Source organism: Nocardia yamanashiensis, assembly GCF_021183565.1.
GTDB classification, from domain to species: Bacteria; Actinomycetota; Actinomycetes; order Mycobacteriales; family Mycobacteriaceae; genus Nocardia; species Nocardia yamanashiensis.
The window spans coordinates 152,554-178,799 of the sequence record NZ_CP089226.1 but is presented as its reverse complement, the minus strand read 5'-3'; the positions used below and the strand labels follow the sequence as shown (position 1 = coordinate 178,799).

Sequence of the window (26,246 nt, the reverse complement as noted above, 5' to 3'; positions counted from 1 at the left end):
CCCAATCAGAATGCGAATCACATTCAGATTTCGTAGATTAACCGCATGCCCACCCCCGCGCTCGCCGACCGCCAACGCGTGGCCGAAGCCTGCCACCGCCTGTCCGCCGCCGGCCTGCTCATCGGCACCGCCGGCAATGTCAGCCTGCGCCTGGGCGACCTGATAGCCGTAACCGCCACCGGCGCCACCCTCGCCGACCTGACCCCCGCCCAGGTCACCGTGGTAGACCTCGACGGCGCCGTAATCTCCGGCGACTACGCCCCCACCTCCGAACTCCAACTGCACCTGGGTATCTATCGCACCCTTCCTACCGGCGCGATCGTCCACACACATGCCCCCAAATCCACCGCCATCGGGTGCGTGCTGCCCGAACTGCCCGTCCTGCACTATCAGCAGCTCGCCCTGGGCGGCGAAACCCCCGTAGTCCCTTTCCACCCCTTCGGCACTCCCGAACTGGCTGGGGCCGTATTGGATTCGCTGTCCACCGGCAAGCAAGCGACCCTGCTCGCCAACCACGGCGCGGTAACCCTCGGCTCGACTCTGGCCCAAGCCGTGGAAAACGCCCTCCTCCTCGAATGGGCTTGCGCTCTGTACCTCGACGCCGCCGTACTGGGGACGCCCCGCCCCCTGACTCCGTCCCAGCAACAAGCCGTAATCGAAATAGCCCTCCGCACCGGCTACGGCACCCCCAAACCGCTCACCAAGGACCACCAATGAACGTGATCACCATGGGCGTCCACGTCCTCGACATCCTCGTCCACCCCGTCTCCGAACTCCCCCGCGGCCAGGAAACCGCCCTGGTCGAAACCATCCGCATGTCCCCCGCCGGCACCGCCGCGGGCACCGCGGTCGTCCTGTCCAAACTCGGCGCCGCCGTCCGCACCGCCGGCGCCATCGGCACCGACCCCACCGGCGACCTGCTGCTGAACCTCCTGCACCGCTACGGAATCGACACCGCCCTGGTGGTCCGCAAACCCGAAATCCCCACCTCCGCCACCGTCCTCCCCATCCACCCCAACGGCGACCGCCCCACCTTCCACCTCCTCGGCGCCAACCCCTTCTACGCCCCCGCCGACATCGACTGGTCCGCCTTCACCACCGCCACCCACCTCCACCTCGGCGGCCCCGAACTCCTGGGCGCCCCCAACGCGGCCCGAATCCTCCAGCAAGCCAAAGCATCCGGCCTGACAACCTCCGCCGACCTCCTCGCCCCGGGCTCCCTCGGCTCCTTGGATGCCATCGCCCCCGCCCTCCCCCACCTCGACTACCTACTCCCCAACGAAGACCAAGCCCTGGGCTTCACCGGTGCCACCGATCTTGTAGCCGCCTGCCACATCCTCCACTCCGCCGGCGTCGGCGTCCTAGCCATCACCCGAGGCCCGCACGGCGCCCTCCTCTCCTCCCCCAACCACATCCAAGAATTCCCCGCCTACCCGACGAAAGTCGTAGACACCACCGGCTGCGGCGACGCCTTCTCCGCCGGTTTCCTCCGCGCCGTCTCACTGGGCCGCGACCTCCCCGCCGCCGTCCATCTCGGCCTCGCCACCGCCGCCTTCGTAGCCCAAGGCCTCGGCACCGACCACGGTGACTACACCCTCACCACCATCGACGAATTCATTGCGACCCAATCGAATTCCACAACTGAAGACGTATCCACACCCCACCCATAACCCCAGGTCGCCGCACTCACCTGCCTGGCCGGCTCTGCCACCCTCGACATGTGATCCGCACCCGCGCACAACTGCTCGCCGACGGAATCCCGCCGAGCACCATCGAGAAACGCTGCCGCCGCGGCACCTACATCCGCCTACTCCCAGGCATCTACACCACGCAACCGCCCACCACTTTCACCAAATGCCATGCCGTAATGGCTTGGCTACCAACCGCAGTCTTCTCCCACAGCACCGCCGCATGGCTACTCGGCATGCAGCCGGAACCATCCCGCCTGGAAGCCACCGTCCCGAAAGCCACCCGTCGCACCACTCCGCCCTGGCTCCGCCTGAACCGCCGAGACCTGCACCCGGTCTGGGTCGACGAACTCTCCGAAATCCCGATAACCACCCCCGCTCTAACCCTCCTCGACTGCGTCCACTCCCTCCCCAAACCCCAAGCAGACACCTTGATCGACGAGAACCTCGGCCGCACAGTCCGCCGCAGTTCCCTCCTCGAACTCTGCAATTCCGGCCTGCGCGGCTCCCCCGCCCTCACCAAACAGCTGCGCGAAGCAGCCCTGAACTACGCCTCCGAACCAGAGCGCCGCTTCGCCAGAGCCCTACACGAACGCAACCTCCACCTACTCCCCAACCACCAAATCGGCCGCTACTACGCCGATTTCGCCGACGAACGCTCCCGCACCATCATCGAAATAGACGGCCGCACCTTCCACAGCTCCCCCGCAGTCTTCCGCCAAGACCGCCACCGCCAGAACGCGCTGCTGATCGCCGGCTGGCTCATCCTCCGCTACGCAGCCACCGACATCTTCCATTCCCTCAACACCTGCGCAGACGAAGCAGCCGCCGTCATTCGCACTCGCCGAAGAACCCGCCGCCCAAAGTAGCCTTATGCTCCACTTTCCCCCTCCCCCACCACTTTTCGCACATTCGGCCCCGAAAGTGGAGCAAAACCACACCCCTCCGTCTCCCCAACCAACCTCACCAACGCCCCCCTCACCACCTCAGGCCGCTCATCCACAATGAAATGCCCACACCCCACAGTCTCCAACCGATAGTCATCCGCCCGCGCCGTCTCCACCCCCGCCAACGACACATGAATCGCCGCATCCTCCACCCCGAACAACGCCCGAATCGGCACCACCGCACGCCCCACCTCCGGACTCCGCACCGCCCGAGGCACTTCCCGCAACAAGAACGTCCGATACGTATCCGTAGCAGCCCCAGCCACCACCGGATCCCGAAACCGTTCCGAATAAACCCGCACAGTCTCGAGATCCACCTCCGACCCCCTCCCGAACAACCACTCCAAATACCGAGTCCGCCGCTGCAACGCCACCCCCACACTCGCCACCAACGGCTGATACAACAAGAACCGCCAAGCATGCCGAGCCATCGTCTTCGCCGGCACCCACGGATGCGCCATATTCAGCGCCAAGTACCCCCGAAACCGCTCCGGCTCCCGCAACACCATCCGATACCCGATGTACCCACCCCAGTCGTGCCCCACCAACAACACCTTCTCCCCCAACCCCAACGCATCCATGAGCGCCAGAACATCACTGGCGACATCCTCCTTCGCCCACCGATGCGGCGCAGCCCCCGACCACCCGTACCCGGGCAAGTCCGGCGCAATGATCCGCAACCCCTCTGGCGGATCCGCCAGCAGATCCCGATACGCATAGTGATGCTGCGGCCATCCATGCAACGCGAGCACGGCAACCCCACTACCAGCTTCGGTCACATGAAACCGAACTCCCCTGGCCTCCACGAAGCTGCGCCGAACTCCCGGCACCACAGGCGGACTCTGATCGACAGTCATAGTCCACGCTATCTCAAGTAGCGAGCACTCCGACCACATTCTCCCAGAACAGACCGCAGCTGAACAGCACGTTAACGCTTGCATTTCGCTCAGATCGCACGAGCAAAATAAACAGCCAGTTTCAGTCAATATACCCCTTTACACATATCGCCCTATTGAGGATCAACTATAGAAACGACTCAAGCCAAGCAGGTACAGACGAACTCACCAATAAGGCCAACCGGACTGCGAAATTGGCACACCCAGGGCAACGCAAGCCATAACCGCGACAAAGACTAGCAGATACCTAACCGTCCTTACACGGCACAGCAAACGATCGAGGAAGTCTTTCCAACTCTCCGGAGGCTCTCCCGAGCGCGGCCCCCAATCACTTTCTGACATAAGCGTTCTCCCGTCGTTGCAAATCATACATGAGAAAGGTCAAACCGAGCCAAGATTGGCTGAACAGCGATCGTAATCGAAGCTGAACAAAATACCAATACTTGTTTTCGGAAATACATACCAGTCTGTTTGTAATTATTGAACAAGCATCTAGAGTTCCACAAAGCAGTTGTGAAATCAACCATTGAATTCGCGATCGATCCACAGTTAGAATTTCCCCGTTCAGCGCGATCCCTGAGCACACAGGAGGGAGTGCGAGGCGATGACCGATTGGCCAACCGATTCACCAAGATGGGCCGCTGGAGTATGCATGGGCAATCAGTCAGACTCCTACCAAACCGATGCCAGATTTGTGACATTGCGTGCCAACCACCTGCTGCGGGGTACTTCAGAGCCCTGACGTGGGCGAAGATTCTCAGATTCAGGAGGGAACCCACGACGTGAGTCAGACGTAGTACGACAGGACTGCCGCCATTGCAACGCAGAACAGGGACATGCCTCGCACACGCCAAGAGGTCCGGCCCCAGTCAGCAGTCCCTTGAAGACGTCTGTCACCAATACGGCCCTGCGGCCAGAAAAATAGACAATTGTAACTTTTGATCGTGAGGGAGGGCATTGGCCGAGGAAGAGGCACGCGCCGATGCGGTCGCGTGGACGAACGACGCTGGACTCGCCAACGAGGTACGAGACCAATTTGAACGGGCGATCTCGTCCTATCGCGCGAACCCAAACCTCATACTCGAACATGCGAACCACGAGGAGTCGATTCGCGTCGGCGGTTATGCGAACCGGACGCTTTTGGAGCTCGTACAGAACGCCGCCGACGCCATGTCGGGTGTGTCGAGCTTGCCGGGCAACGAACAGGGGTCCGGACGAGTCGAAATTGTGCTCGATGTTCCAAACAAAACGCTGTACTGCGCGAATTCTGGTCGCCCGTTCTCAAGGACCGGATTCATCTCGATCGCACATGCGCATCTCAGTGGAAAACGCGGCGATGAAATCGGGCGGTTCGGGCTCGGATTTAAATCCGTCCTGGCCGTGTCACGGTCGCCACAAGTGTTCAGCCGGTCTGTCTCGTTTGAGTTTAATTCACCGACAGCGATCGAGGCGATCACCGGCATCGGCTCCGGCTCCAAGCGGATTCCGATCCTGCGAACAGCGACCTTGGTCGACGCCGGCCCGGAATTCGATCACGACCCCGTACTCGCCGATTTGGCCGAATGGGCTGTAACCGTGGTCAAGCTGCCAGCCGCGATGAACCTTGATCGACTGCGGGGCGAAATCGAAGACTTCTCATCGGAGTTTCTACTTTTCGTCGGATCTGTTCGAATGGTCAAACTGCGGGTTATCGCGGAGGATGGATACGAAACCAGCCATATTTTGCGCGACCTTGGCAACGGTGTACTGAAGATCGAACGGCCGGACGGCAACGGCGACGAGTGGATCGTCGTGGAGCGCATGCACGAGCCGAGTACCAAAGCTCGTCAAGAGGTGGGCGAGGCGGTCTCCCGAGAGAAAGTCAAAGTCACAGTCGCACTGCCGGTTCGCCAAGCCCAGCGCAGGGTGGGTGAGTTCTGGTCGTACTTCCGATTGCAGGATTCGACGTCCGCATCGGCACTCTTCAATGCGCCGTGGAGTGTCAACGATGACCGCACGACCCTGCTTCGAAACGACTACAACCGCGAGATCCTCAGGACCATGGCGGAAATGTTCGTCAGTACGGTCGGACGGATCAGTAGCGCCGACGACCCTGCCGCACACCTGGACTACTTGCCGGCGCGTGGTCGCGAGGAACGGTCATTCGGCGATACAGTGTTGTGCGCACTGGTACCAAGCTTGTCGGCGGAGATCGCCTTGATTCCGGACGCGCTCGGCGCGCTTCGCAATGCACAGGCATTGCGTCCACTCGACTTTTCGATCGACATCGACGAAACGATCCACCACGCCTGGATCAACTCTCCGAACACCGGTAACGATGTACCGCATTGGCGGGCATACACATCGAAGCAACGGGTGACCCGCCTCCGTGAACTCTTCGCCATCGGTACCAACCAAGATGTCACCGATGGTGAGGGCAGAGACATGAAGCGCGCGCTTGCCCTCGTGCCGAAGCGCGGTCTGCTGTCATGGATTCGGGAGTGGGCAGAGGGCGACGATGCCATATCTACAGCCAACGCATTCAAGTTCGTACTCGGCAACCGCGGGCTTCCCGAGATCACGCAGGCGAAGGTCATCCCCACGACCGACGGGTTGCGGTCACTCGCGGACCGCAGCATGGTCTTCCTCGAGCAAGAAGAAGATATCGACATTGACGGTGCTGTCTTCATCGCACCATGGTTCCTGGCTCAGCCCAAGATCAAGTCTCTGTTGCTCGAGGCAGGCTTCCGCAATCTCGATCCCGTTGCCATCCTCACCGCGCGCCTGATCAGTCTGTCCGCGACCTCCGGCGAGGAGGAGCTGACGAGGTTCTGGGACGCCGTCGTGGACGTATCGGTGCGCGATGCGATTCAAGTGATCCGAGCCCACCCGCGGGCCGCAGTCAAAGTACCTACACATCATGGCGAATGGGCTTGGCCCCAACAAGTTTTCGACATCGGCGTACAGCTGGCCGGCTACGAGTCTTTGACGCTCGACCGCCAGAAGTGTCTGCCCGATGTAGCGTACGCGCTCGGGGTCGTCCGAGGTCCGGTGAAGAACTACCACTTCGACGACGAACCACTCAAGCAGGAATACACCGCGTGGGTAATCCAGACCCTCAATGACCGCCTCGGACCGGGCGAACGTCCGATCGAGCGAATCAGCCTCTACCCGAAAAATGGCCTGTCGCCGGGGCCCTTCTCACTGCTTCCTATCTTGGCGAATTCCGATGCCCCCGATAAGTTGCGCACCGAATGGACTTACGGGCTTCTGGCACAAGGTGACTCGGCCTGGGACTGCGAGGATGTCGACTCCGGCGCGAACTACTCAGTCTGCTCACCCGTGCGGTGGGCGGTGGACCGCGCCGGGCGGGTGGAGTCGAGGCAAGGCGTGCGCGGGGTTGATGAGGTCGTTTCTCCGGCACTCATCCGATATCGCGACCTCCTGCCCTTGTTCACTGGTCCTGCAGCCGTAGCGGCTGCGCTGGAGTTGCCCGACAGCCTTGAATCGGTATCCACGTCGACGATGAGCACCGCATTGGCGGCGGAATTCCTGCCGCCGGCAATGGATGACGACATCCTCACCGAGTTCATCCTGGAAGCAGGGCGCCGCGCGTATCCGAACTCGGTGCCTCCGAAGATTCCTGCACGCATCGGGAGAGCGATCGAGTCGAGGCCACCGAAGTCTGTCTTCATCGCTGTAACCGACGAACAACGCGACTTTCTCAGATCAAGGCAACGCCCTTACCTGCAAACCACGGAAGAGCGTGCAGCACAGCTGATCGACGTGATCGGTTGTCAGCGCTTCGAGGATACCTTCTCGTTCTCGATGGTGATCGAAGGCGAGCAGGTCAGCGAACACCTTCTCGATGTCTTCTCCGGACTCAGGTACGAGACGGTCGCCACTCGGCTCACGAATTCTCGGATCGCCAGAGCGGCTCGGGTCACCAAACGCGTGACGACCGACGCCGGCGTGGAAGATCAGTCGATCGAGTGGTATCTCGATGGACTGAAACTGGTCGTTCAGAACGACGTGGATGACCAGGACGTCCTGCCGATCGTCAATCAGGCTTTCGACCTTCGCCTCAACAACGCAGAACTACAGGGTGTTCGGAAGGCCGGCCTCGACGACCGTCTCGAAGAGCTCCGGCTGCAGGCTGTGGCGGCTTCCACCGATGCCGAGCGACTGGAGATCTACTTCGGCGAAGACGACCTACGTGAAGCTCTTCCCAAGGGGCTCTGGCGAGCGCTCCGGTCTCAGGGGCTGGTCGATCAGTCGACTTCGGTCGGAGAACTGTATCTGACGGTGTATGGATCCGACTCGGTCAAACAACTGGGCGAGCTCTTCAAAGTCGAAGGGTTCACCGACTTTCCGACCACCTGGGCAGGTGGCGCCATGACGATTTCCTGGCTTCGCCGAATGGGATTCGGCGCCAAGTACGCCGGGCGCCGCATCCAGCACGAGGACGCGGAATTCGTCGTGCCCGGCGCGATCCAACTGAGCAACCTGCATCCGTTCCAACAGAACATCAGCGGAAAACTGCGCGAGGTTCTTACCACTCGCGACGAGAACGATCGGGCGATGAAGGCCATGGTCGAGCTCCCCACCGGCGCAGGCAAGACCCGGGTCGCGAGTGAGACAGTATTGCGCCTCTTCACCGAGGACGAGCTACGCGGAGTCGTGCTGTGGATCGCCCAGTCCCAAGAGCTCTGTGAGCAGGCCGTACAGACCTGGAGCATGGTGTGGCGCGGTTTGGGCGACGAAAGGCCGCTCACCATCGGCCGACTGTGGGACCGCAACGAAGTCCACGAACCCGACACCGAGTTCAGCGTCATCGTGGCGACCGACGCCAAACTCGACAAGATTCTGGACCGCCAGGAGTACGCGTGGCTCAGTGATCCCGCCGTCGTGATCATCGACGAAGGGCACCGGGCCGGTGACTCCGAGCTCTACACCCGAATCCTGTCCTGGCTCGGCGTCGCCGGCCGCGGGTGGGCACGACCACTTGTCGGCCTGTCCGCCACGCCTTTCAAAGGCACCTCCGAGGACGCCACGCGACAACTGGCGGCACGTTTCGGCGGCCGGAAGCTGCGCGCGTTCGAATCCAATCCCTATAAGGAACTGGCCGAGCAAGGCGTGCTGGCCCGCGTTCGGCATCAAGTTCTGGAAGGTGTCGAAGTCAGGCTCTCCGCGAAAGAACGTGAAGAGGCGACGACGACTCGGCGAATCAATCCTGCTGTGCTGGAACGCATCGGTCAGGATCAGGCGCGATTGAAGATCCTGGTCGAGCACATCATGGATCTGGATCCGGATTGGCCGGTGTTGGTCTTCACCCCCAACGTGCTGTCGGCTCAAGTGCTCGCCGCGACCCTCCGTTATCGCGGAATCGAGGCCGCCTCGGTCAGCGGACAAACCGGACGCCAAGAACGCCGCGATGTCATCCAGCGGTTCAAACAGAACAAGATCCGTGTTCTCACCAATTGCGATCTGCTAATTCAAGGCTTCGACGCGCCGGGCGTCCGTGCGTTGTACATCGCCCGCCCGACATTCAGCCCGAATGCCTACATCCAGATGGCCGGCCGCGGTCTACGAGGACCGGCCAACGGCGGCAAAGAGGAATGTCTGATCGTCGACATGGCGGACAACTTCGGAGACATCAACTCACTTCTAGGCTTTCGTGCATACGAGGACCTCTGGCAGGAGCAGCACGCATGATCCTTGTTCCCGATCTCGCCGACATCATCAAGCACACCGTGAGCCCGGCCGAACGATGGGTCGCCGAGCTTCTCGATGCGGTCGAAGGGCCGGACGACGCGGTGGCGTTCCACTCGGTAACGCTCCGCTCACACCCGTACAAACAACAGGCGGAAGCAGACTTCGTAATCCTCTGGAAGGGAGTCGTTCTCGTTATCGAGGTGAAGGGAGGTGGTGTCAGAAAGCATGACGGGATCTGGTATTCGATCAATCGCCGTGGTGACTGGAAGAAGCTTGCCACCTCGCCGATGGAGCAGGCCAGTTCTGCGATGTTCGCGCTGAGAGCCATACTTCGCGCCGAAGGCCTCGGTTGGTACGCGCAGGAAGCCATGGTCATCACTCCCGATATCGATGCGCCGCCCCGCGCAGTCGGCTGGGAACCGACTCACTGGTTGGCGCAGCATGAGATGAGCCCCGCTGCACTCGCCGTCGCGTTCGATGCCGTTGTCGCAGACCGTCAAACCGCGCCGCCCGCAACCAAGATCGCACGCCTCCAAGACCTCCGAGATCGACTGTTCGGTGCGTTCACCCGGATGCCCGTGATCGACGCGCAGCGTGGGGCTGTGCTCGAGGAGCAGAACAGAGCTACCGAAGCCCAAGCTCGGGTACTTTCATCCCTCGCTCGAAACCGCCGGATGCTGGTGCTCGGCGGCGCGGGCACCGGGAAGTCGTTGGTGATGGCCGAGGCCGCGAAACAGGAAGCGATGGCGGGACGTTCGGTTCTGGTCACCTTCCGGTCCCCCGCTCTGATCAACTTCTTCACGCCGCTGGTCGCCGACCGGAAAATCGACATCGTCCCCTTCGACGAGCTGAACGAAGGCACGAATTACGATGTCGTTCTCATCGATGAGGCGCAGGACCTCATGAACGCGGAGGCCATGGATCGGCTGGACGCCGTCATCGCGGGTGGTCGCGCCGATGGTCGATGGCGAATGTTCCTGGACCCGAATAACCAAGCCCACGTGGACGGCTATTTCGACGAAGACGTCTTCGAGCTGATCGAAGCCGAGGCTCCGACATTCGATCTGGACCGAAATGTGCGTAACACCAAGGCGATCGTGCACGTGGTTCAGGAGTATCTGGGAGCCGACGTCGGCGATCCCGGAATCGTCCACGGTGAGAAGATTCAGTGGAACTGGTCCAAGGGATCGGCTGATATCGACGAAGCATCGAGCGTCGCGCACAAGATGATCTCGGATGGTGCACAACGGACTGGTATCTGGATCATCAGCGTGACCTCCGACGCGGCTCCGACCTCGACTTCCGACGGAATCACTGTGACAAGTCCGCGGTTCGCGAAGGGCTTGGAGGCTGAGCACGTCGTCGTCTGTGACCTGCCGAAGGTGTTCGATGCCAACGGCGTCGCCGCCTTCTACGTGGCCGTGACCAGAGCACGTGTATCGCTGCACATCGTGGCATCCACCGACGACAAGCGCCGCCTGCAGGAACTCGTCCGAGAGCGAGGAGCGCTCAAATGACGCTGACGGCCGCGCAACAAGCTGCGCTGGCACATCTCCACGCGGCGTACGTCGGACCCGAGGGCGGTCCCGACGAGGTCCTCTTCAATCGACCACATCTGCAGTACTCCGTCGGGATGCTCTTTCCATACGAATCCGCGCCCGACAACGCGGACGTCACGGGGACTGATTCCGAGCTGCCTCCCGCTGTCGAGGAGGGCGACGTAGAGGAATCCGGGGCTGGTGTTCCACTAGCAGAGGACTGGCGACCTTCATCGGTCGCGATCTCCTTCGTGACCGATAAGCCGTCGATCACTTGCACGCTGTCCGGTGGGACCTACGCATCGATCACAGACGACGGCCCCCCGCGATGGCAACGCCTCCCCTTCGTGTTCGATTCGCTGGAGCTGACGAAAAGTCTTCCAGTACAACATCTTCACGCGGGAGAGGTGCCGCTGGAGGTGGGTTCGCGGTGGCGTCCCTTCGGTGCTGCACATCTGGTCACCGTCCACGTACGCCTGAGCACGCAATCGTCCGGTGACGACAAGCTCGACATCACACGGATGCTGTTCCAGGTCGCTTTGAAAGTGAGACCAGCTCCCGATGCAGAGATTCTCGAATACGACACAGCGCGCGCATACGATATCGATGACGAATCTGCGGAACTGCGACTCCGCTTTCGGAACCGCAAGGTGTATGCCGTCGGACACGGCATGGCTGCCGATTGGGAGTGTGAGGCAGGACGGTGCCTCAGCGTCTTCCTGACGCCGGTTCCTTCCTTCGTGGTGCCGAATGTAGAGACCACGGGTTTCGCGGCGAATACCGAAGAGGCCCGCGCCCTTCGTCTGAGCGAACTCGCGAGTATCGACAGTTCTCCCGAGCGGGTGCTGTCCGCATTGGACGCATTCGTCGAATCGTTCTCGGCTTGGGTTTCGGAGCAGGAGGCGCAGGCAACCGGTTTCGGGATCCACTCGCCGGTCGCAGCCACGATCGCCGAACGATCGCGGACCTCTGTCCACCGGATGGCAGCCGGCGTCGACCTCTTACGCGATCAGAGGAGCGACAAACTTCGGAAGGCGTTCGCACTCGGCATGGCGGCCATGCGTCTGCAGATGCGACAGGGGCCGATCAACCGCGGAGATGCTTCGTTCGAGCCCGCTTGGCGCCCCTTCCAGCTCGGGTTCCTCCTGGTCTCACTCGCGTCCACCGTCGATGAAACCCATTGCGACCGTGAACTCGTCGACTTGATCTGGTTCCCGACGGGCGGCGGCAAGACCGAGGCGTATCTCGGTCTCGCTGCCATCGAGATCTTCCGTCGCCGGATCGAGCACGGGGTGCAGGGCGGCGGTACCGCAGTGATCACCCGCTACACCCTCCGCTTGCTCACCGCTCAACAGTTTCAACGCGCCGCCGCACTGATCTGCGCGATGGAAATTCTGCGCAACACAGATCCACGTGCGAAAGGCATGTTGCCCTTCTCCATCGGCTTGTGGGTGGGCAACGAGGTCACTCCGGCTTCTCGTAAGGCCGCAGGTGAAGCCCTGGAGCGCATGCACAAAGCCAGGCGTCCCGAGGAAGCCAACCAGTTTCAGGTCGAAAGCTGCCCCTGGTGTTTCACCGCGCTGCTTCCGGGCGAGCGGACCACGGACCTCTCGCGCTACGGGATGCGCTTGGTCGGCAAAGACGTTGTGATTCATTGCGTGAAAGGCGACTGCGCGTTTCATGCGGAGCTGCCGCTGATGGTAATCGACGACGTGATGTACGACGCGCCGCCGACAATCCTGCTCGCGACGGTGGACAAGTTCGCGCGCCTGCAGTTCAAGCCCGATGCGGGCAAACTGCTCGGCCTGAACACCATCTTCCGACAACCGTCGATGATCATCCAGGACGAGCTTCACCTGCTGTCGGGCCCACTCGGCACGACCGTAGCGGTATTCGATGCGGTGATTCAGCTGTTGTTGAGCCGCAAGGGATCCAGTCCGAAGATCATCGCTTCGACGGCGACGATCCGGGCATCGGACGAGCAGGTGCGTGGACTGTACGGCAGGCAGGTGGCGTTGTATCCCCCGGCGGGCCTCGACGACGACAGAACCTTCTTTTCGCGTCCGGTCGAGAACGGTTCGGGCAGATTGTATGTAGGTCTGATGCCGCAATCGGTATCGCAGGCGTCAGCCCTGGTATCGGCTGCCGCCCCGCTCGTCGAGCTGCCGGAGGTCCTGCGGGAGCAGTCCGCGAAAGCGACTTCGCTCGATGCTTACTGGACAGTTGTCATGTACCACAACAGTCTTCGTGAGCCCGGGCGTACCGGAACCCTCGTGGTCGATGACGTGAACGGGCGCCTGGAAACTCGGGCCGAGCGTCTGGAATTGCCGTTTCGCCGGGTTCGTGCCGGTCGAGTGCTCGAACTCACGAGTCGTCGAGGTCCCGAGGAGCTTCCGAACGACCTGCGTGAACTCCGTTTGCGCGCAGACGAATCCAATGACGCGATCGATGTCGTGCTGTCTTCCAATATGTTGTCCGTGGGCATCGATATTCCCCGGCTTGCACTGATGCTCATGGTCGGACAGCCCAAGACGACCGCCGAGTACATCCAGGCGACCAGTCGAGTCGGGCGAGGCGAGACCAACGGCATCGTGGTAACCCTCTTCCGCTCCAACCGCGCGCGCGACCGGTCCCATTTCGAGACGTTCCGGGGTTACCACGAAGCGCTCTACCGCGGCGTCGAACCCACCAGTGTGACCCCGTGGTCCTTGGCGTCACGGGATCGGTCATTGGCTGGCGCGTTGATCGCATTGCTGCGGCAGACATTCAAGGAATTGGCTCCGGATACGGCGGCTGATCGACTCGACCTCGAGGACGGTCGGATGGTTGCCGCGGTCGACGAGCTTGTGGCGCAATTCCTCGGTTTCGTCGAGAGATCCGATTGGGTCGAGATCGAGGAGACCGAGGAGAGGATCCGACAGCTTCTGCGGGATTGGGATGCGCGGGCAGCGACTGCGCGCGAAACAGGAAATCCACTTCGCTACGACCGAAGGGTTGGTACGGATGACGCCTTGCTGAAGAGGTTCGGGCAAAAGGGCCAGGGCTGGCTTGTCGGTGACTCCATGCGTTCCGTCGAACCCAATGTCGCCATCGAGGTACAGGAGCCACTTCAGGAGGTGGAACGTGGATAAGATCAGGCACGACCTTCGTCTCTCCGAGACGATCACACCGTTCGGTGTCGGAGCTATCGTCGATGTACGCGGCCAGTCGCTGATCGCACCCGATACCTCCTGGTGGGATCCGAAGCGTGCACCGCTGATCGCCTGCGACCGGCTCGTGGCCCGACTTGGCCCCGGGGAACTGCGACAACCCCCCACCCACGCCGGTCGGATCGCCAAGGACACAGCCGGTCTCCTGTACTGGCGCTTTCCCGCCTGGCGGTTCTGCGAACAATGTTCGAAGTTGTCAATGCTTACCGGAAAGAGTAAGGGCCACTGGACCAATAACTGCGAATGTGGCGGAATGCTCGTCCCGATGCGCTACGTCGCAATATGCGACAAAGGAAGTCATATACAAGACGTCCACTGGTTCAAGTGGGCGCATCGCGGCCAGGATGCGGGGGTTACGGAAGAAGTGCGCTTCTGCCGCGCATATTCTGAGCTGAAGTTCATGCGCTCCAGCAAACGCGGTGAGGGCCTCGCTTCACTCGTCGTCTCCTGCGGCAAATGCAAACGGGCACGCCCGCTTTCCGAGCTGGTCGGGCAGGGCTCCTTGCAACGCGACGGAATCAAATGCGAGGGGCGGCAACCATGGGAAAAACTCCCTGCCGAGGCATGCGAGCACCGACTGGTTCCTGTGCAGCGAGGGGCAACGGGTAACTACATCGCCGAACACATTTCCGCACTGGACATTCCGGAGGCCATTCCCCAATCTCAAGCGCAGGCGGATGCCATTCGAGCACATGCACTGTTCAATCGTATGGTCGCGGACAATGGAGGTCCTCAAGCACAGATGGTCGCCGGGTGGATCGCGGAGGAACTCGGGATGTCGCCCGAGACCGTTCTTTCGCTGGCCACCGGCGACGAGGGTCCTGCTCCACAAACAGAGATCATGCTCGACCTCAAGGACGGGGAATGGGCCGCGTTCGTAGAGAAGCTACAGAACGGCCGCGACCGGAGCGGCGAAGACTTCGTTGTGGACGGCTGGGAGGTCAACGAGTCCTCTGTCGGCCCCGAGTCACTGGTCCAACGCCTTTCGGGGATCGGCCAGGTCCGGCGTGTACGCGAAGTCAGAGCACTCAAGGGGTTCCGGCGTCACAACGCTGATGCGGCATTCATACGCTCCGATCTTGGCACCGATCGCAAAGCCCGCCCCATCTATCCGGCTGCCGAACTGTTCGGCGAAGGCATCTTCATCCGATTCAACGAGGGTGCGATAAGCGAATGGGAGAGCGACCCCGCGGTCCGGGCACGAGCGGACATACTGTTGAACCGCCGAGTCGACTCACCATGGGCACACCGCCTCGACGTGCCTGAACCGAGGTTCATTGCCTTGCATACAATCGCGCATCTGCTTATCCGAAGGCTCGCTTTCGCGAGCGGGTATGCCTCGGCCGCACTTCAGGAAAGGGTCTACGCGAACAGTGATCGTCCAGATCACACCGCAGGGATTCTGATCTATACAGCGGCCGGCGACGCGCAAGGCACGCTGGGCGGTCTCGTCCGTCTTGGCGAGCCCAAGCGTCTGATCCCGCTGATCCTGGCGTCATTGGACGATGCCGACGTCTGTTCGAACGATCCGGTATGTATCGAGAGCGATCGTCAGGGGTCGTCGAGCCTCAATTTGTCGGCTTGTCATGGTTGTTCATTGGTGAGTGAGACTTCGTGCGAGGTAGGCAATCGATTGCTTGACCGTCAGCTAGTGCTCGGGGGGAGCAATGTTCCAGGGTTCCTGGAAGCAGTGCTCCCGGAGTTGCGTCAATCGCTCGACTCCATATAGGCCGCAGCATCGCGCCTATATGGACTAGACGGAAATCGTATCCAGGTCAACGAGATACGGCCTACCTCGCGGGTCCAGCAGACCATCGACGACGTCTGGCCTCCGGAACGGCTCGAGGTCCAAGCATCGCCGCTGCTCACTGCTCGTTTCCCAATTGGACTCCACCGCGGCATCCAGTGATGCCGCGGTGGGTCGCTGGCCGAATATCGCCGCGGCAAGAATGTGCGCGCCTACTCGAGGCGGAATAGCGTTGCCGATCTGCTGATACTGGTCGAGGCCGCACCAAGGGTAATCCTTCGGGAAGGTTTGCAGGCGGCCGGCTTCCGACGGTTCGAGCCGATCACAATCAATCCCCCCCGACACGATCCGGTTGCGACGCACCTTGCCGGTCACGGTTGCTGATGGCTCATCGGACCGGCGCCGCCCGCGCAGTTTCGGATTTCCCCCGGTGCCATAGTTCGATACGACATCGAAACTGTATTTCCGAGTCTCGTGCAACGCCTCGCCGGTTGTCGTCCACGGTAAGCGCTTCGCATCGCCTTCTCCACGAGGCACTCGTTTGTTGTAGCGATGATGCGTCGGCTCGGGAAATTGCACAGTCAATCTCCTGGACGCAATGAGAATTGCCCGACGTCGGGTCTGCGGCACACCGAATTCCTCCGTATGCACAAGGTCGACCCTTACGTCGTAGTCGAGCTTCCTCAACTCCACGGCAAGGGCGTCCCACACCGGCTTCACGGTAGGAACCTGTTCGAGAACGATCGTCTCGAACGGACGGCCCTTCTCGATCGCGGCGAGGGTCCAGCGAAAAGGCTGCAGAACAAGTCCGGTTCGCTCATCGTCGAGGGATTGCAACTCGTCGTCGATATTCTCACCGGTCGCCATACGCTTCAGAAAGGCAAACACCTGGTTCAATGCCTTGCGCCCTGCACCTGATCCGGCGACCGAATAGGTCTGGCAAGGGGGCCCTCCAGTGAGGATTTTGGCCTCTGGAAAGTCGTCCAACAGCTTCAGATTTCGAACATCGGCTTGCCGAGTTCCGATCCGAGCGGCCACACGCGTCTGGCAGGCATCGCCGTCCTTCTCGATCCCCACCGCCTTGACTCCGAGCCATCGGGCAGCGACATCCAGGCCTCCCGGACCTGCGAACAAGTCGATCATCTCGACCACCGACGGATCATCGGCGTCGTAGATCAGTTCGTTGTCCGTCGGTTCGAGGCCCATGAGATCAGATCCTAGACGGCGTGTTTCGCTCACCGATGGCCAACGGTCACCTCGCACGAACCTGGCATCTCGGCGAGTCGTGGACCGGTGGAATGTGATTCGCGTGTCGGTAACTTGTCGGTGTGTCTGAGTACTGTCCCCTTTACAGAGCTGTGCGAACCGTTCACATGCTGGGAGGGCTTCTGTGACCGACACCATCTTCACCTCGATCGAGATATGTGCCGGAGCGGGCGGGCAGGCGGTGGGCCTGCACCAAGCCGGCTTCCGCCATCTGGCATTGGTGGAGATCGATCCGCACGCGGTCGGCACCCTCAAGTTGAATATCGAGGAAGACACGGTATGGGACTGGGAACGGACGCACTGCGACATCCTGCCGACCGATGTCAACCATTTCGACCCGCGTACCGACCTACGCAAGGGCGCAGAACTACTTCGACTACAGGACTTGGACCTGCTAGCCGGCGGTGTGCCCTGTCCCCCGTTCTCGCATGCTGGAAAGCAACTCGGCAAGGACGACGAGCGTGATCTGTTCCCACGCATGTTGGAGCTGGTCGGAATCCTCCGTCCACGGGCTGTGATGATCGAGAATGTTCGCGGAATCATGGATCCGAAGTTCTCCGCCTACCGCACGTGGATTGCAGCGAGGCTCGAGGGCGGCACCTACATCGCAGACGATGGGCGGCTGGTCGATGAACCGGGCCTCGGCTACACGATCGGCAAATGGGCGGTGCTCGAAGCAAGTGGCTTCGGGGTACCCCAGCTTCGGCCACGTGCCATCTTGGTCGCTTTCCGCAATGACGTAATCGAGGGCATAACGTACAACTGGCCGAAGCCAACCCGCCAGGCGTCTGCCAGTGTCGCCGAAGCGTTGAAATCGTCGATGCATGAGCGCTACGCACGCTATTACGACGGGGTCAATGGGGAGCGTGCCCGCGAGGCATTCGAACGATGGCTATCCAAGGCCGGCGCGAACGGCAGTGTCGCACCAACACTGGTTGGTGGATCGAAGAAGCATGGTGGTGCAGATCTCGGGCCCAGCCGGGCGAAGGCAGCGTGGCGACAACTCGGTGTCGACCCCATGGGGGTCGCCAATGACATCGAGACCTGTGCCGCAAAGGGAACCGAAGAACGCGATCTCTTCCGGCCGGACGGCCCGATGCTGACTGTGCAGCAGGCCGCGATCATCCAAGGCTTCCCACAGGAATGGGCATTCGCGGGCCAGAAAACTGCCCAGTACCGGCAGGTGGGAAACGCGTTCCCGCCGCCGGTAGCCGAGGCCGTCGGCAACTCGATCATCGAAGTGTTGGAACAGCACAACGCCAAGCGGGCACGATCCGGGCGTTGAGCAATCCAGTTCAGTGGATCTCGACGATCGCTTCTTCAGAGGAGTCGATGGTGCTGAACCGCACCAGCCTGTCGTTCGTCCGCGCTGATGCCGGTGCTACGAAACCGAAGCCCATCACGACGTGGCTGGGGTCTAGGGTGCCGGAGCTGGCTTCCACACGATTGACGCGTTCGACCATCGGGTAAACGACGGTGACGCCTCGGCGGTCGGCGACCAATCGCTCGGTGTAAGGGTCTCCCGAGTCGGTCAGGGCGCCCGCGATGCGGTAGGCGACGCCACGGTGTTTGGGGTCGCTGATCGCGCCGAACAGCGGGTCGCGGCGGCGGTCTCGCTCGAACCAGGAGTACTGATCGGCGGAGGTGCCCAGGTGGGTTCGTTTGCCCGCCTTGTGTTGTGGCGCCAGCACGATCCAGTCGTCGACCATGCCGGATCGGGTGATCTCGCGGAGATAGGCGAGGTGGGGCTCGAATTGGCTACTCGCGCGCCAGCGGAGTGATTCGAAGAGGTCTAGGGCTGCCGCGGCGGTGAGGGTGCCGACACGGGCTGGGTAGGAGTGGGTGCCGAGTTTGCCGCCGAATGCGTATGAGAGCTGGACGGTTTCGGGAGGCATGGACTCGAGGATCGGGAGCCAGAGTTTCGAGTTGTAGCGGAGGTCTGCGGCGGCCGAGGGGTACGCCGTGGGCTCTTCCCATTGTCCGGCCGATTGGATCTCGACCAGTTTGGCGTTGTACATCTTGTTGGGGCTGGTCGGTTTCAGCAGTGGGAGGTGTTGGGAAACCAAGGGCGGCACCTGCGCCGGGGTCACCTGGGGGACGCCGTCGACCAGGACGGCGTACTGCTCCAGTTCGCGGCGGAAGGTCTCCTCGTCCATGCAGACGGCTTCGAATGCCTTGTACAGGTCGATGTCTTGTTTGCCGTGCTCTTCCTCACGACCGATGTAGAGGCGCACCAGGTCTCGGTAGCCGTTGCGGAAACCGAACCAGCGGCCCATCTGCATCAAAGCGGAGGCGTTTGTGGAGCGGCGGCGGAAGTAGGAGACGGTCAGGCCTTCGACGGTGAAGCCGCGGGAGAGTTTTTGGCCGCCGATGAGGATCTTCCAGATGGGGCGGCGGTCGAAGTCGGCTTCGCCGGTTTCTATGTCCTGGTCGCCGTTGACGACGATGATCGGGCGTTGATCTGCGCCGATGTTCATTACGGCGGGGCCGACGTAGGGCATCAGTTCGTCGTAGGACCGTGGGACCGAGAAATCCGCGGAGCGGGCTCGGGAGACCGGGGCGATGTCGGATTCGAACAGGGCGCGTAGGCGTTCGTGGCCGCGGGAGCTGGAATAGCCTGCGCCCCACCACAATTTGGTGACGTGGCCGAGTAGTTCGCGGTGTACCTCGAGCCAGTTCGACTCGTGGATGAGCATGGTGTGGTGGCGGAAGTAGCCTTCGCCCAGGCCGTCTCGGTCCTGGCGGAAGAGTTTCATGGCGGCGGTGAGGACGAAGGTGTCGATGGCCTGCTCGAGTGGGCCGGTGTCGTCCTCGTCCGCGACCTTGACGTCGCGGACATGTGCCAGTTCGTTCGAATTCGCGAAGGTGCGGTCGCCGCTCCACTCGTCGAGTTCGAAGTCGTGGAAGTCGCTCGCGCCCATGTATCCGGTGGGGCGCGGGAGGGAGATGATGAAATCCTTGGGGAAGATGTCGGCCGTGTCGCTGGGGTCGATGAAGACGTTCGCGTACGGGGTGGCGGTGTAGCCGACGTATTGGGCGCGAGGCAGCAACGTCAGCAGTTCGGAGATCTTCTGGTTGATCGCGGTGCGTTCGCTGTCGGGCTTCGGGCGCGAGGTGTTCACCGACGCCTCGTCCGATTCGTCGTCGATGATCAGGACCGGGATCTCGGCGAGTGGGGTGCGGATCTTCTTGAGATCCTTCACCAGTTTGGCGAGCACAGATTTGTTCTTCTTGACGACCATGAGGCGGGCGGCCGAGCGGTGCAGGTTGCGGGCATCGTAGAGCGGGACCGCCGGCTCCTGCTTCTCGAACTCCAACGCGACTATGCCCTGGAGCAGCGCCTTGTAGTCGTCGTGCCGGGTGGTCAGGCGGACGATGTCGAAACCGCCGAGAGCCGAAGGCGTATCACCGAATTCGACGAACTTGCGTTGCAGCCATTCGGGGTCGTCGTAGTAGTCCGTATCGAACTCGCTCGCGCCGCGCATGATGTTCTCGCGACCGACCAGCTCTTTGTCGAGGCGGCGTTGGGTTTGATCGCGGAGCAGATTGAGCGTGCCGCCGAGGACGATGACGAGTCGGTAGCCGGCGTCGATGCCCTTGGCGATCACACCGGTGAAATTGGCTGTCTTACCGGATTGGACGTAACCGACCACCAAGCCCTTGGATTGGTAGGCGTCCGGGCGGGTCGGGTCGGCAAGCCGTTCCACGACGCACTCCGACGCGATGTCCAGCGCGGCCACCGCCTCTTCGGGCCATCCCTTTTCGCTCAACAGCCGACTGTAATGCGGCCAATACCATTCCCGGCCGTGGCGGGATTCCTTCTTTCGCCAGGGCGTGAAGTCCTTGCTGATCACCACGGGTGCGTCAGCGAGTGCGACCGGGCAGGCATTGCCGAGGAGCTTCGCCGTTTCCTCGGTGACCTCGAGCGCTTCGTAGATGGCGATGCGGCGTTGCTCGGTACGAGCATCAGTGGTCGACCATTCGGGACGCTCCATGAAATCCCACTGCGTCAACTGCTTTCGCCACATCTCGATCAGCTGATCGCCCGGTTCTGCGGCACGCAGTGCCTGCTGGAAGTCCGCCTCCGAGGCGTACGGCTCCGCGCCCGCGATGTCCTCGGCCTGGTACCGCATGGACCGAACCAGCCGTTTGGGCTTGCTGCCGGCCAGGTCGGACAGGACGGCGTGGTGTAGTTCGATGCGCGGTGCGGCATCGGTGGAATGCAAGGGCTGCATGGTTATTCCCCATCCCGATCGCCGAGGCGATCCATTTCGGCGCGGGCGGCGGCCATCAGGACCGATTGCCAGAGTTGGAGGTTGTCCTTGTCTCGGGCACCGATGCGTTCGCGTTGGAACAGTTCGTGGACCGTGAGGTAGAGCAGCGACTTGATCATCGGGGCGTCGTTGAGGCCGCCACGGCGACCGCCCAGAATGGCCGGGCGGTACTTGTTGTTGAGAAGGATCTGGCGCTCTTCGCGATCGAGGTCGAAGAAGATGTCACCTTCCAGGGCCTGCCACTTGATGGCGATGGGGTCTTCGCCGATCAGCGCGGGCAGTTCCTCGGAGATGACCTCTCGCACATCGGGATCCAAGCCCTTCCCTGGCGGAATTACCGGACGACGTTCCACACCCGCGCGTTTGCGGGATTCGCGGTAGGTGGTATCGGCCGTGGCGAGGAATTGCGTGAAGGTCGCACCGCTGTCGTCGGCGGTGTGCTCCAGTGCGGCAATGAATTCCGGGGACACCTCCACTCCGTCCTTCTTGACGGTGAGGCGAAATACATCACCGGCATCGGGAGGAAGTTCGACCGCTACCCGCGCCAGCGAGAGGTGCTGTTCAGGTTGGCGAAAGTTGTTCCAGCCCCCGGCTTGGACCAGACGATCGTTGCGGTAGAGGTAGAAGCCCTGGGTGTCGAGGAGCGAGCCGATCCCGCGGAATTGGGCGACCGATGAGCGGGCCGGCCAGATATGCGCTTGCATGGGGACCACGCCGACCGACGGGAGGTCGGCTTTGAAGGTGCGCGGGTACTCGGGATTGCCTGTTATCGGGTAGGCGAACGGATCTACCGGCAGCACACCGAAATTCGTGACGATCATACCGGTGGCGATGTCCTCGACGGCGATGGTGATGTTGAAGTCGCCGCGCGCCAGAAAGCGATGCAGTTGCAGGCCGAGGTGCATGCCGAGTTTGCTGATCGTGCGCGAGAGATAACGCTCGGTCTGTTCGACGCCACCGTTGCGGGGGAAGTCCTTCACTCCATCCCAGCGAATCACGGTGCCGTTCCATTTGATCGGATTGTCGGCATACCGGTCGATGAGGGTTTGCGCGTAGCCGGGATCGACGATGTCGCATTGGAAACCGTGCTTGGCACGGTCCATATCCCAGCGGCGGCCCGCCGGGCGGCTGGTACGGGTGCGACTGGTTACCGTCACCGATTTCGCGTGACTCAGCGAGGCCGACTTCAAGCCGGTGCCGAACATACCGAGGGCGCCGTGGCGGTAGTTCCGGCGTCCACCGACGGTCATGGCCACATCGAGTTCGTCGTCGGTCATGCCGGCGCCGTCGTCGATGATGAGGAGGCTGACCAGTCGGTCGTCGTCGCGGAGAAAGTGAATGACGACATCCTTGGCACCGGCGTCGATGGAGTTGTCCACGAGGTCGGCGACCGCCGCCTCGAAGCCGTAGCCCTGACTGGTCAGCGCCTCCATGTACCGGGGGTCAGGCGGCAGATGCTTGCTCCCGACCGTAGGGACGTCGAACTTCCACTCTTCCGCCATAACCACCCCGATGCTACGCATTTGCTAACGGGTATCCCGCACTCGTTGGGACACTTGTGAAGCATATGTCCGAGCGCGAAAGGTGTTACGGGGCCCACGAAATGCGCTCGAAGCTACTGCTCGGTAGCTCAGATGTACGGCGTCGGACTGGGAGCGCAGGGGATTTCGGCAACGCTGCCGGGGGTAAAGGTGTTGAGCATCAACGCGGCGACGGTGGGGTCTACCGAGACGCTGTTGTGGCCGGCGAAGTTCACGGGGCAGACGTCCTGGAGGACGATGTTGGTGGCGTTGGGGGCTTCGCGGAGGCCGCTGGTGTAGGGGACTACTTCGGTGTCGGCTCGGGTGGCGAGGTTGGTGTAGTGGACTTCGGGGGCGTAAACGCCTGCGGCTTGGAGGTTTTGGATGAAGGGGGAGATGGGGAGCATGTCTACGCAGCCTTGGCAGATGGGGCGGAGGGCGGTGAAGACGGAGTCTTGGACGCCTAGGCCGTAGGCGGCGTTGACGAGGGGGTCGGCGGCGTGGGTGCCGGCCCAGATGGGGACGAGGTTGAAGGATTGGTCTACCACCTTGTTGCCGCCGTCGAAGAGGAGGTAGTGGGCGGCTACCAGGGTGCCTTCGGACCAAGTCAGGAGATCTACCTTTTCGGCGCCGGTGGCGGACAGGACGCGGTCTACGAAATCGCGTAATTCGGTGCTGGACTGCGGGACCGGCTCCAGGCCGCCCATGCCGGCGATGGGGCCGCCCTGGCCGGGGTAGATGCCGTAGGTGACGGAGAAGACGCAGTAGCCGTAGTTGTGCAGGAGGGGGGACATGGCGGGCCAGCCCGCGCCGTTGCCGGTGATGCCGTGGACCAGGACCACGGGGCGGGGGTGGGCTTCGGAGGGGGCGCAGGACCAGTCGTTGCCGCCGGGTGGGTTGTAAGGCGGCTTGGCGTTGTTGGTGTCCGAGAACCATTGCAGGACCGAGTAATTGACGGGGAGCTGGGTTGGCTCCGCGGCGGCGGTGCCGGCGGTGACGAGCAGGGCGGACACTGCCGCCAGGGACATGCCGAGGCGACTCCAGATACGGCGCAACACAACCTCCGGGTGCGGGTGTGGAACGGGGTAGCTACGAAGTCGCCGGGCGACCGTTCGACACCTTAGCGCCGGGAAGTGGTGGGGGGCGTGGCAAAACGCCGATCAGATTCCGGCGGCGAGGGCGCGGAGGCAGCGGGAGACGAGGGCGGCGGGGAGATCGGCGGGGGGATCGGTGGCGGCCCACTGTTCCAGGGCGATTCGGATGGCGCCGGCGGCGGCGGCCGCGAGCAGGCGCACGCGGATCGGGTCGCCGTCGGGGCCGGCCAAATCGGCTAGGACGGTGCGTAATTCGCGTTCGCCGTTCATGTTGATGCGGTGCCAGACGTCGCGCAGGGCTGGATCGTCGTCCATGGCGCGGAGCAGGCCGCGGGTGATTTCGAGGTCGTCGTCGGCGCCGTCGGTGGTCATGGAGGCGACGGCGGCGGATTCCAGTTCGGCGGGGGTGGGGAGACGGCGGGGACCCGCGGCGATCGCGGACAGCCAGCGTTGGGCGCCGGCGGCGAGCATCGGTTCGACGGCGTCTTCCTTGGTGCGGGCGTAGCGGTAGAAGGTGCGCAGGCCGATGCCGGATTCGGCGGCTATCTGTTCGGCGGTGACGGCCGCGGTGCCGTGTTCGGCGAAGAGGCGGGCCGCGGTGCGGGCGATGTCCAGGCGGGTTTCGGCTTTGCGGCGCTCGGCCAGGGTGAGGCGCGGGGTGTGGGTTGCGGGCACTTCGCCTCCTGTGAGCTGCGGGTTCGAAGACGATCCTAGTCGATGGGATGCCACTGTGGCACGTTGTGCCATGTAGGCGTAGCGTGTCAGGTAGAGGCTGAAGAACCAGTTAGGAGAGGTCGCAATGGAGCGTTTCACCGATCGCCGGGTACTCATCACCGGTGCGGGTTCGGGTATCGGACGGGCCACCGTGCATCGCATTCTCGGCGAGGGCGGGCAGGTCGTCGCGGCGGATATCAACGAGGCGGGGCTGGCCGAGACCGCCAAGCAGGCCGCCGAGCAGGGCAATGCCGATCGGCTGAGCACCGTGGTGGTGAACATCGGCGACGAGGAATCGGTGAAAGCCGGTGTGGCGCAGGCGGTTCAGACCCTGGGCGGACTGGATGCGCTGATCAACGCGGCGGGCATCCTGCGCTCGGCGCACACCCACGAGATGCCCCTGGAAGACTTCAACCGGATCATCACGGTGAACCTGACCGGCACCTTCCTGATGATCCGCGAGGCGCTGCCGGCGCTGCTGGCCTCCGACCAGGGCGTGATCGTCAACTTCACTTCCACCTCGGCGTTCTTCGCGCACCCGTATATGTCGGCGTACGCGGCGTCCAAGGGCGGCATCATGTCCATGACGCACGCGCTGGCGGCCGAGTACTCCAAGCAGGGGCTGCGGGTGGTCGCGGTCGCGCCGGGGTCCATCTCCAGCGATATGACCGACGGCCGCGGCCCGGGTCTGCCGGCCGACGCCGATCTGTCGCTGTTCATGAAGCTCGCACCGGGCATCGGACAGGGCTTCGCCTCCCCCGACACCGTGGCCGGCGTGGTCGCCATGCTCGCCTCCGATGACGGCGCGTTCATCACCGGCACCGAGATCCGCATCGACGGCGGCACCCACTACTGAGTGCGTGCTACCTCGGCCGCGACGCCGTCGAGGACCAGGCTCAGGCCGTAGGTGAAATCGCCTTCGGCCGAATCCGGTTGGGGTGGAACAGCATCGAATACGTTCGAGGCCAATAGCGCTGCGACGTCGGGGAATCGAACCGGATCGACCAGGCCGGTCAGGTCGGCGGTGTAGTCGCGCAGGGCCTGGGTTTCGGTGACGGCGGCGGCGTTCCAGCTCTCGGTCAGCTGCCGGTGCATGACGTACGCCTGGCGGACATAGCCGCCGACGACGGTGATGACGCCGATCTTGGCGGGCCAGTCCAGGTCCGTCGCGCGCAGGGTGCGCAGGCCCGCGTCCATCCAGGCGATGGCGTGGGGACCGCGGGGCGGGCCGCTGACCGGCAGCTGAGCCAGCCACGGGTGCCGGTCGAAGACCTCGCGCTGCGCCAGCGCCCAGCCGGTCAGGGCCGGACGCCACGGGCCGGACGCGAGTTCGGGCGCGGGGCCGAACGCGGCATCGGCCATCAGACCCACCAGCTCGTCCTTCGAGCCGATGTGCCGGTAGAGCGACATCGGCGTAACACTCAGCGCCGCAGCGATTTTGGGTAGCGTCGCACCCGAAAGTCCCGCGCCGTCGGCCAATTCGACCGCCGTGGCGACCACCCGGTCCACGTCCAGTTCCGCGCGGCGGCCCAGCCCCGAGCCGGTATTCACCCGCCACAGCCGCGCCAGGTCGTCGGGCCGTTTCCGGTCCGCCACAAACCACCTCCGATCAGCGGGAATACCTGACCGGAAACTTTAACATACCCCTTATAGTATAAG

At 62.7% G+C, this 26,246-nt stretch carries 16 protein-coding genes; 9 read left to right on the top strand and 7 right to left on the bottom strand.

Going from position 1 to position 26,246, the window contains the following annotated elements:
- Window positions 1-45: 45 nt before the first annotated feature.
- Genes LTV02_RS00830 through LTV02_RS00820 form a run of 3 tightly spaced genes read left to right on the top strand, consistent with a single transcriptional unit; the run spans window position 46 to window position 2,557 of the window.
- The gene (locus LTV02_RS00830; protein WP_233037035.1) at window positions 46-717 is read left to right on the top strand and encodes a class II aldolase/adducin family protein; all 672 of its coding nucleotides are present in this window, start codon (window positions 46-48) and stop codon (window positions 715-717) included.
- Entirely contained in the window at window positions 714-1,670 is a 957-nt protein-coding gene (locus tag LTV02_RS00825; protein ID WP_233037033.1) for a carbohydrate kinase family protein, read from the top strand. The genes LTV02_RS00830 and LTV02_RS00825 overlap by 4 nt, the downstream gene beginning before the upstream one ends.
- A 50-nt stretch (window positions 1,671-1,720) precedes the next feature.
- Window positions 1,721-2,557 carry a DUF559 domain-containing protein gene (locus LTV02_RS00820; protein WP_233037031.1) on the top strand — a complete coding sequence of 279 codons (837 nt, stop codon included), beginning with the start codon at window positions 1,721-1,723 and terminating at the stop codon, window positions 2,555-2,557.
- Window positions 2,558-2,559: 2 nt separating this feature from the next.
- Here the strand turns inward: LTV02_RS00820 and LTV02_RS00815 are convergent, their stop codons facing one another.
- Window positions 2,560-3,492 carry an alpha/beta fold hydrolase gene (locus tag LTV02_RS00815; RefSeq protein WP_233037029.1) on the bottom strand — a complete coding sequence of 311 codons (933 nt, stop codon included), beginning with the start codon at window positions 3,490-3,492 and terminating at the stop codon, window positions 2,560-2,562.
- Between the two features lie 996 nt (window positions 3,493-4,488).
- Here LTV02_RS00815 and LTV02_RS00810 point away from each other — a divergent pair.
- Genes LTV02_RS00810 through drmB form a run of 4 tightly spaced genes read left to right on the top strand, consistent with a single transcriptional unit; the run spans window position 4,489 to window position 15,701 of the window.
- Window positions 4,489-9,225 (top strand): sacsin N-terminal ATP-binding-like domain-containing protein, encoded by a 4,737-nt coding sequence (locus tag LTV02_RS00810; protein ID WP_233037027.1) that lies wholly within the window; start codon window positions 4,489-4,491, stop codon window positions 9,223-9,225.
- Window positions 9,222-10,742: a nuclease-related domain-containing DEAD/DEAH box helicase gene (locus tag LTV02_RS00805; RefSeq protein ID WP_233037025.1), complete on the top strand. Its 1,521-nt coding sequence runs from the start codon at window positions 9,222-9,224 to the stop codon at window positions 10,740-10,742. Before LTV02_RS00810 ends, LTV02_RS00805 begins: the two co-directional genes overlap by 4 nt.
- The gene (locus LTV02_RS00800) at window positions 10,739-13,894 is read left to right on the top strand and encodes a helicase-related protein (protein ID WP_233037023.1); all 3,156 of its coding nucleotides are present in this window, start codon (window positions 10,739-10,741) and stop codon (window positions 13,892-13,894) included. The genes LTV02_RS00805 and LTV02_RS00800 overlap by 4 nt, the downstream gene beginning before the upstream one ends.
- Window positions 13,887-15,701 carry a DUF1998 domain-containing protein gene (gene drmB, locus LTV02_RS00795; protein ID WP_233037021.1) on the top strand — a complete coding sequence of 605 codons (1,815 nt, stop codon included), beginning with the start codon at window positions 13,887-13,889 and terminating at the stop codon, window positions 15,699-15,701. The genes LTV02_RS00800 and drmB overlap by 8 nt, the downstream gene beginning before the upstream one ends.
- A 24-nt stretch (window positions 15,702-15,725) precedes the next feature.
- On the opposite strand, the gene LTV02_RS00790 is transcribed toward drmB, so the two are convergent.
- Window positions 15,726-16,925 (bottom strand): DNA cytosine methyltransferase, encoded by a 1,200-nt coding sequence (locus tag LTV02_RS00790; RefSeq protein WP_233037019.1) that lies wholly within the window; start codon window positions 16,923-16,925, stop codon window positions 15,726-15,728.
- Between the two features lie 184 nt (window positions 16,926-17,109).
- Between LTV02_RS00790 and LTV02_RS00785 the strand changes: the two genes are divergently transcribed.
- Window positions 17,110-18,270 carry a DNA cytosine methyltransferase gene (locus LTV02_RS00785; protein ID WP_233037017.1) on the top strand — a complete coding sequence of 387 codons (1,161 nt, stop codon included), beginning with the start codon at window positions 17,110-17,112 and terminating at the stop codon, window positions 18,268-18,270.
- 10 nt (window positions 18,271-18,280) lie between these two features.
- On the opposite strand, the gene LTV02_RS00780 is transcribed toward LTV02_RS00785, so the two are convergent.
- The 4 genes from LTV02_RS00780 to LTV02_RS00765 all read right to left on the bottom strand — a co-directional run bounded on the left by LTV02_RS00780 (window position 18,281) and on the right by LTV02_RS00765 (window position 24,548).
- Window positions 18,281-21,220 (bottom strand): Z1 domain-containing protein, encoded by a 2,940-nt coding sequence (locus tag LTV02_RS00780; RefSeq protein WP_233037015.1) that lies wholly within the window; start codon window positions 21,218-21,220, stop codon window positions 18,281-18,283.
- Window positions 21,221-21,222: 2 nt separating this feature from the next.
- Entirely contained in the window at window positions 21,223-22,761 is a 1,539-nt protein-coding gene (locus LTV02_RS00775) for an ATP-binding protein (RefSeq protein ID WP_233037013.1), read from the bottom strand.
- 128 nt (window positions 22,762-22,889) lie between these two features.
- Window positions 22,890-23,807, bottom strand: coding sequence for a lipase family alpha/beta hydrolase (locus LTV02_RS00770; protein ID WP_233037011.1), 918 nt, complete (start codon window positions 23,805-23,807; stop codon window positions 22,890-22,892).
- A gap of 132 nt (window positions 23,808-23,939) precedes the next feature.
- A complete protein-coding gene (locus LTV02_RS00765) occupies window positions 23,940-24,548 on the bottom strand; it encodes a TetR/AcrR family transcriptional regulator (RefSeq protein WP_233037001.1) in 609 nt (202 codons plus the stop codon).
- Between the two features lie 124 nt (window positions 24,549-24,672).
- Between LTV02_RS00765 and LTV02_RS00760 the strand changes: the two genes are divergently transcribed.
- Window positions 24,673-25,443 carry an SDR family NAD(P)-dependent oxidoreductase gene (locus tag LTV02_RS00760; RefSeq protein WP_233036999.1) on the top strand — a complete coding sequence of 257 codons (771 nt, stop codon included), beginning with the start codon at window positions 24,673-24,675 and terminating at the stop codon, window positions 25,441-25,443.
- Here LTV02_RS00760 and LTV02_RS00755 read toward each other — a convergent pair.
- Window positions 25,437-26,183 (bottom strand): TetR/AcrR family transcriptional regulator, encoded by a 747-nt coding sequence (locus tag LTV02_RS00755; protein ID WP_233036997.1) that lies wholly within the window; start codon window positions 26,181-26,183, stop codon window positions 25,437-25,439. The genes LTV02_RS00760 and LTV02_RS00755 overlap by 7 nt on opposite strands.
- Between the last annotated feature and the right edge of the window lie 63 nt (window positions 26,184-26,246).

Bases quoted from the DNA above. Each gene is read 5' to 3' on its own strand.
- LTV02_RS00830 (WP_233037035.1), top strand. From the start codon at position 46: ATGCCCACCCCCGCGCTCGCCGACCGCCAACGCGTGGCCGAAGCCTGC.
- LTV02_RS00825 (WP_233037033.1), top strand. From the start codon at position 714: ATGAACGTGATCACCATGGGCGTCCACGTCCTCGACATCCTCGTCCAC.
- LTV02_RS00815 (WP_233037029.1), bottom strand. From the start codon at position 3,492: ATGACTGTCGATCAGAGTCCGCCTGTGGTGCCGGGAGTTCGGCGCAGC.
- LTV02_RS00805 (WP_233037025.1), top strand. From the start codon at position 9,222: ATGATCCTTGTTCCCGATCTCGCCGACATCATCAAGCACACCGTGAGC.
- LTV02_RS00800 (WP_233037023.1), top strand. From the start codon at position 10,739: ATGACGCTGACGGCCGCGCAACAAGCTGCGCTGGCACATCTCCACGCG.
- LTV02_RS00790 (WP_233037019.1), bottom strand. From the start codon at position 16,925: ATGGGCCTCGAACCGACGGACAACGAACTGATCTACGACGCCGATGAT.
- LTV02_RS00780 (WP_233037015.1), bottom strand. From the start codon at position 21,220: ATGCAGCCCTTGCATTCCACCGATGCCGCACCGCGCATCGAACTACAC.
- LTV02_RS00775 (WP_233037013.1), bottom strand. From the start codon at position 22,761: ATGGCGGAAGAGTGGAAGTTCGACGTCCCTACGGTCGGGAGCAAGCAT.
- LTV02_RS00770 (WP_233037011.1), bottom strand. From the start codon at position 23,807: ATGTCCCTGGCGGCAGTGTCCGCCCTGCTCGTCACCGCCGGCACCGCC.
- LTV02_RS00760 (WP_233036999.1), top strand. From the start codon at position 24,673: ATGGAGCGTTTCACCGATCGCCGGGTACTCATCACCGGTGCGGGTTCG.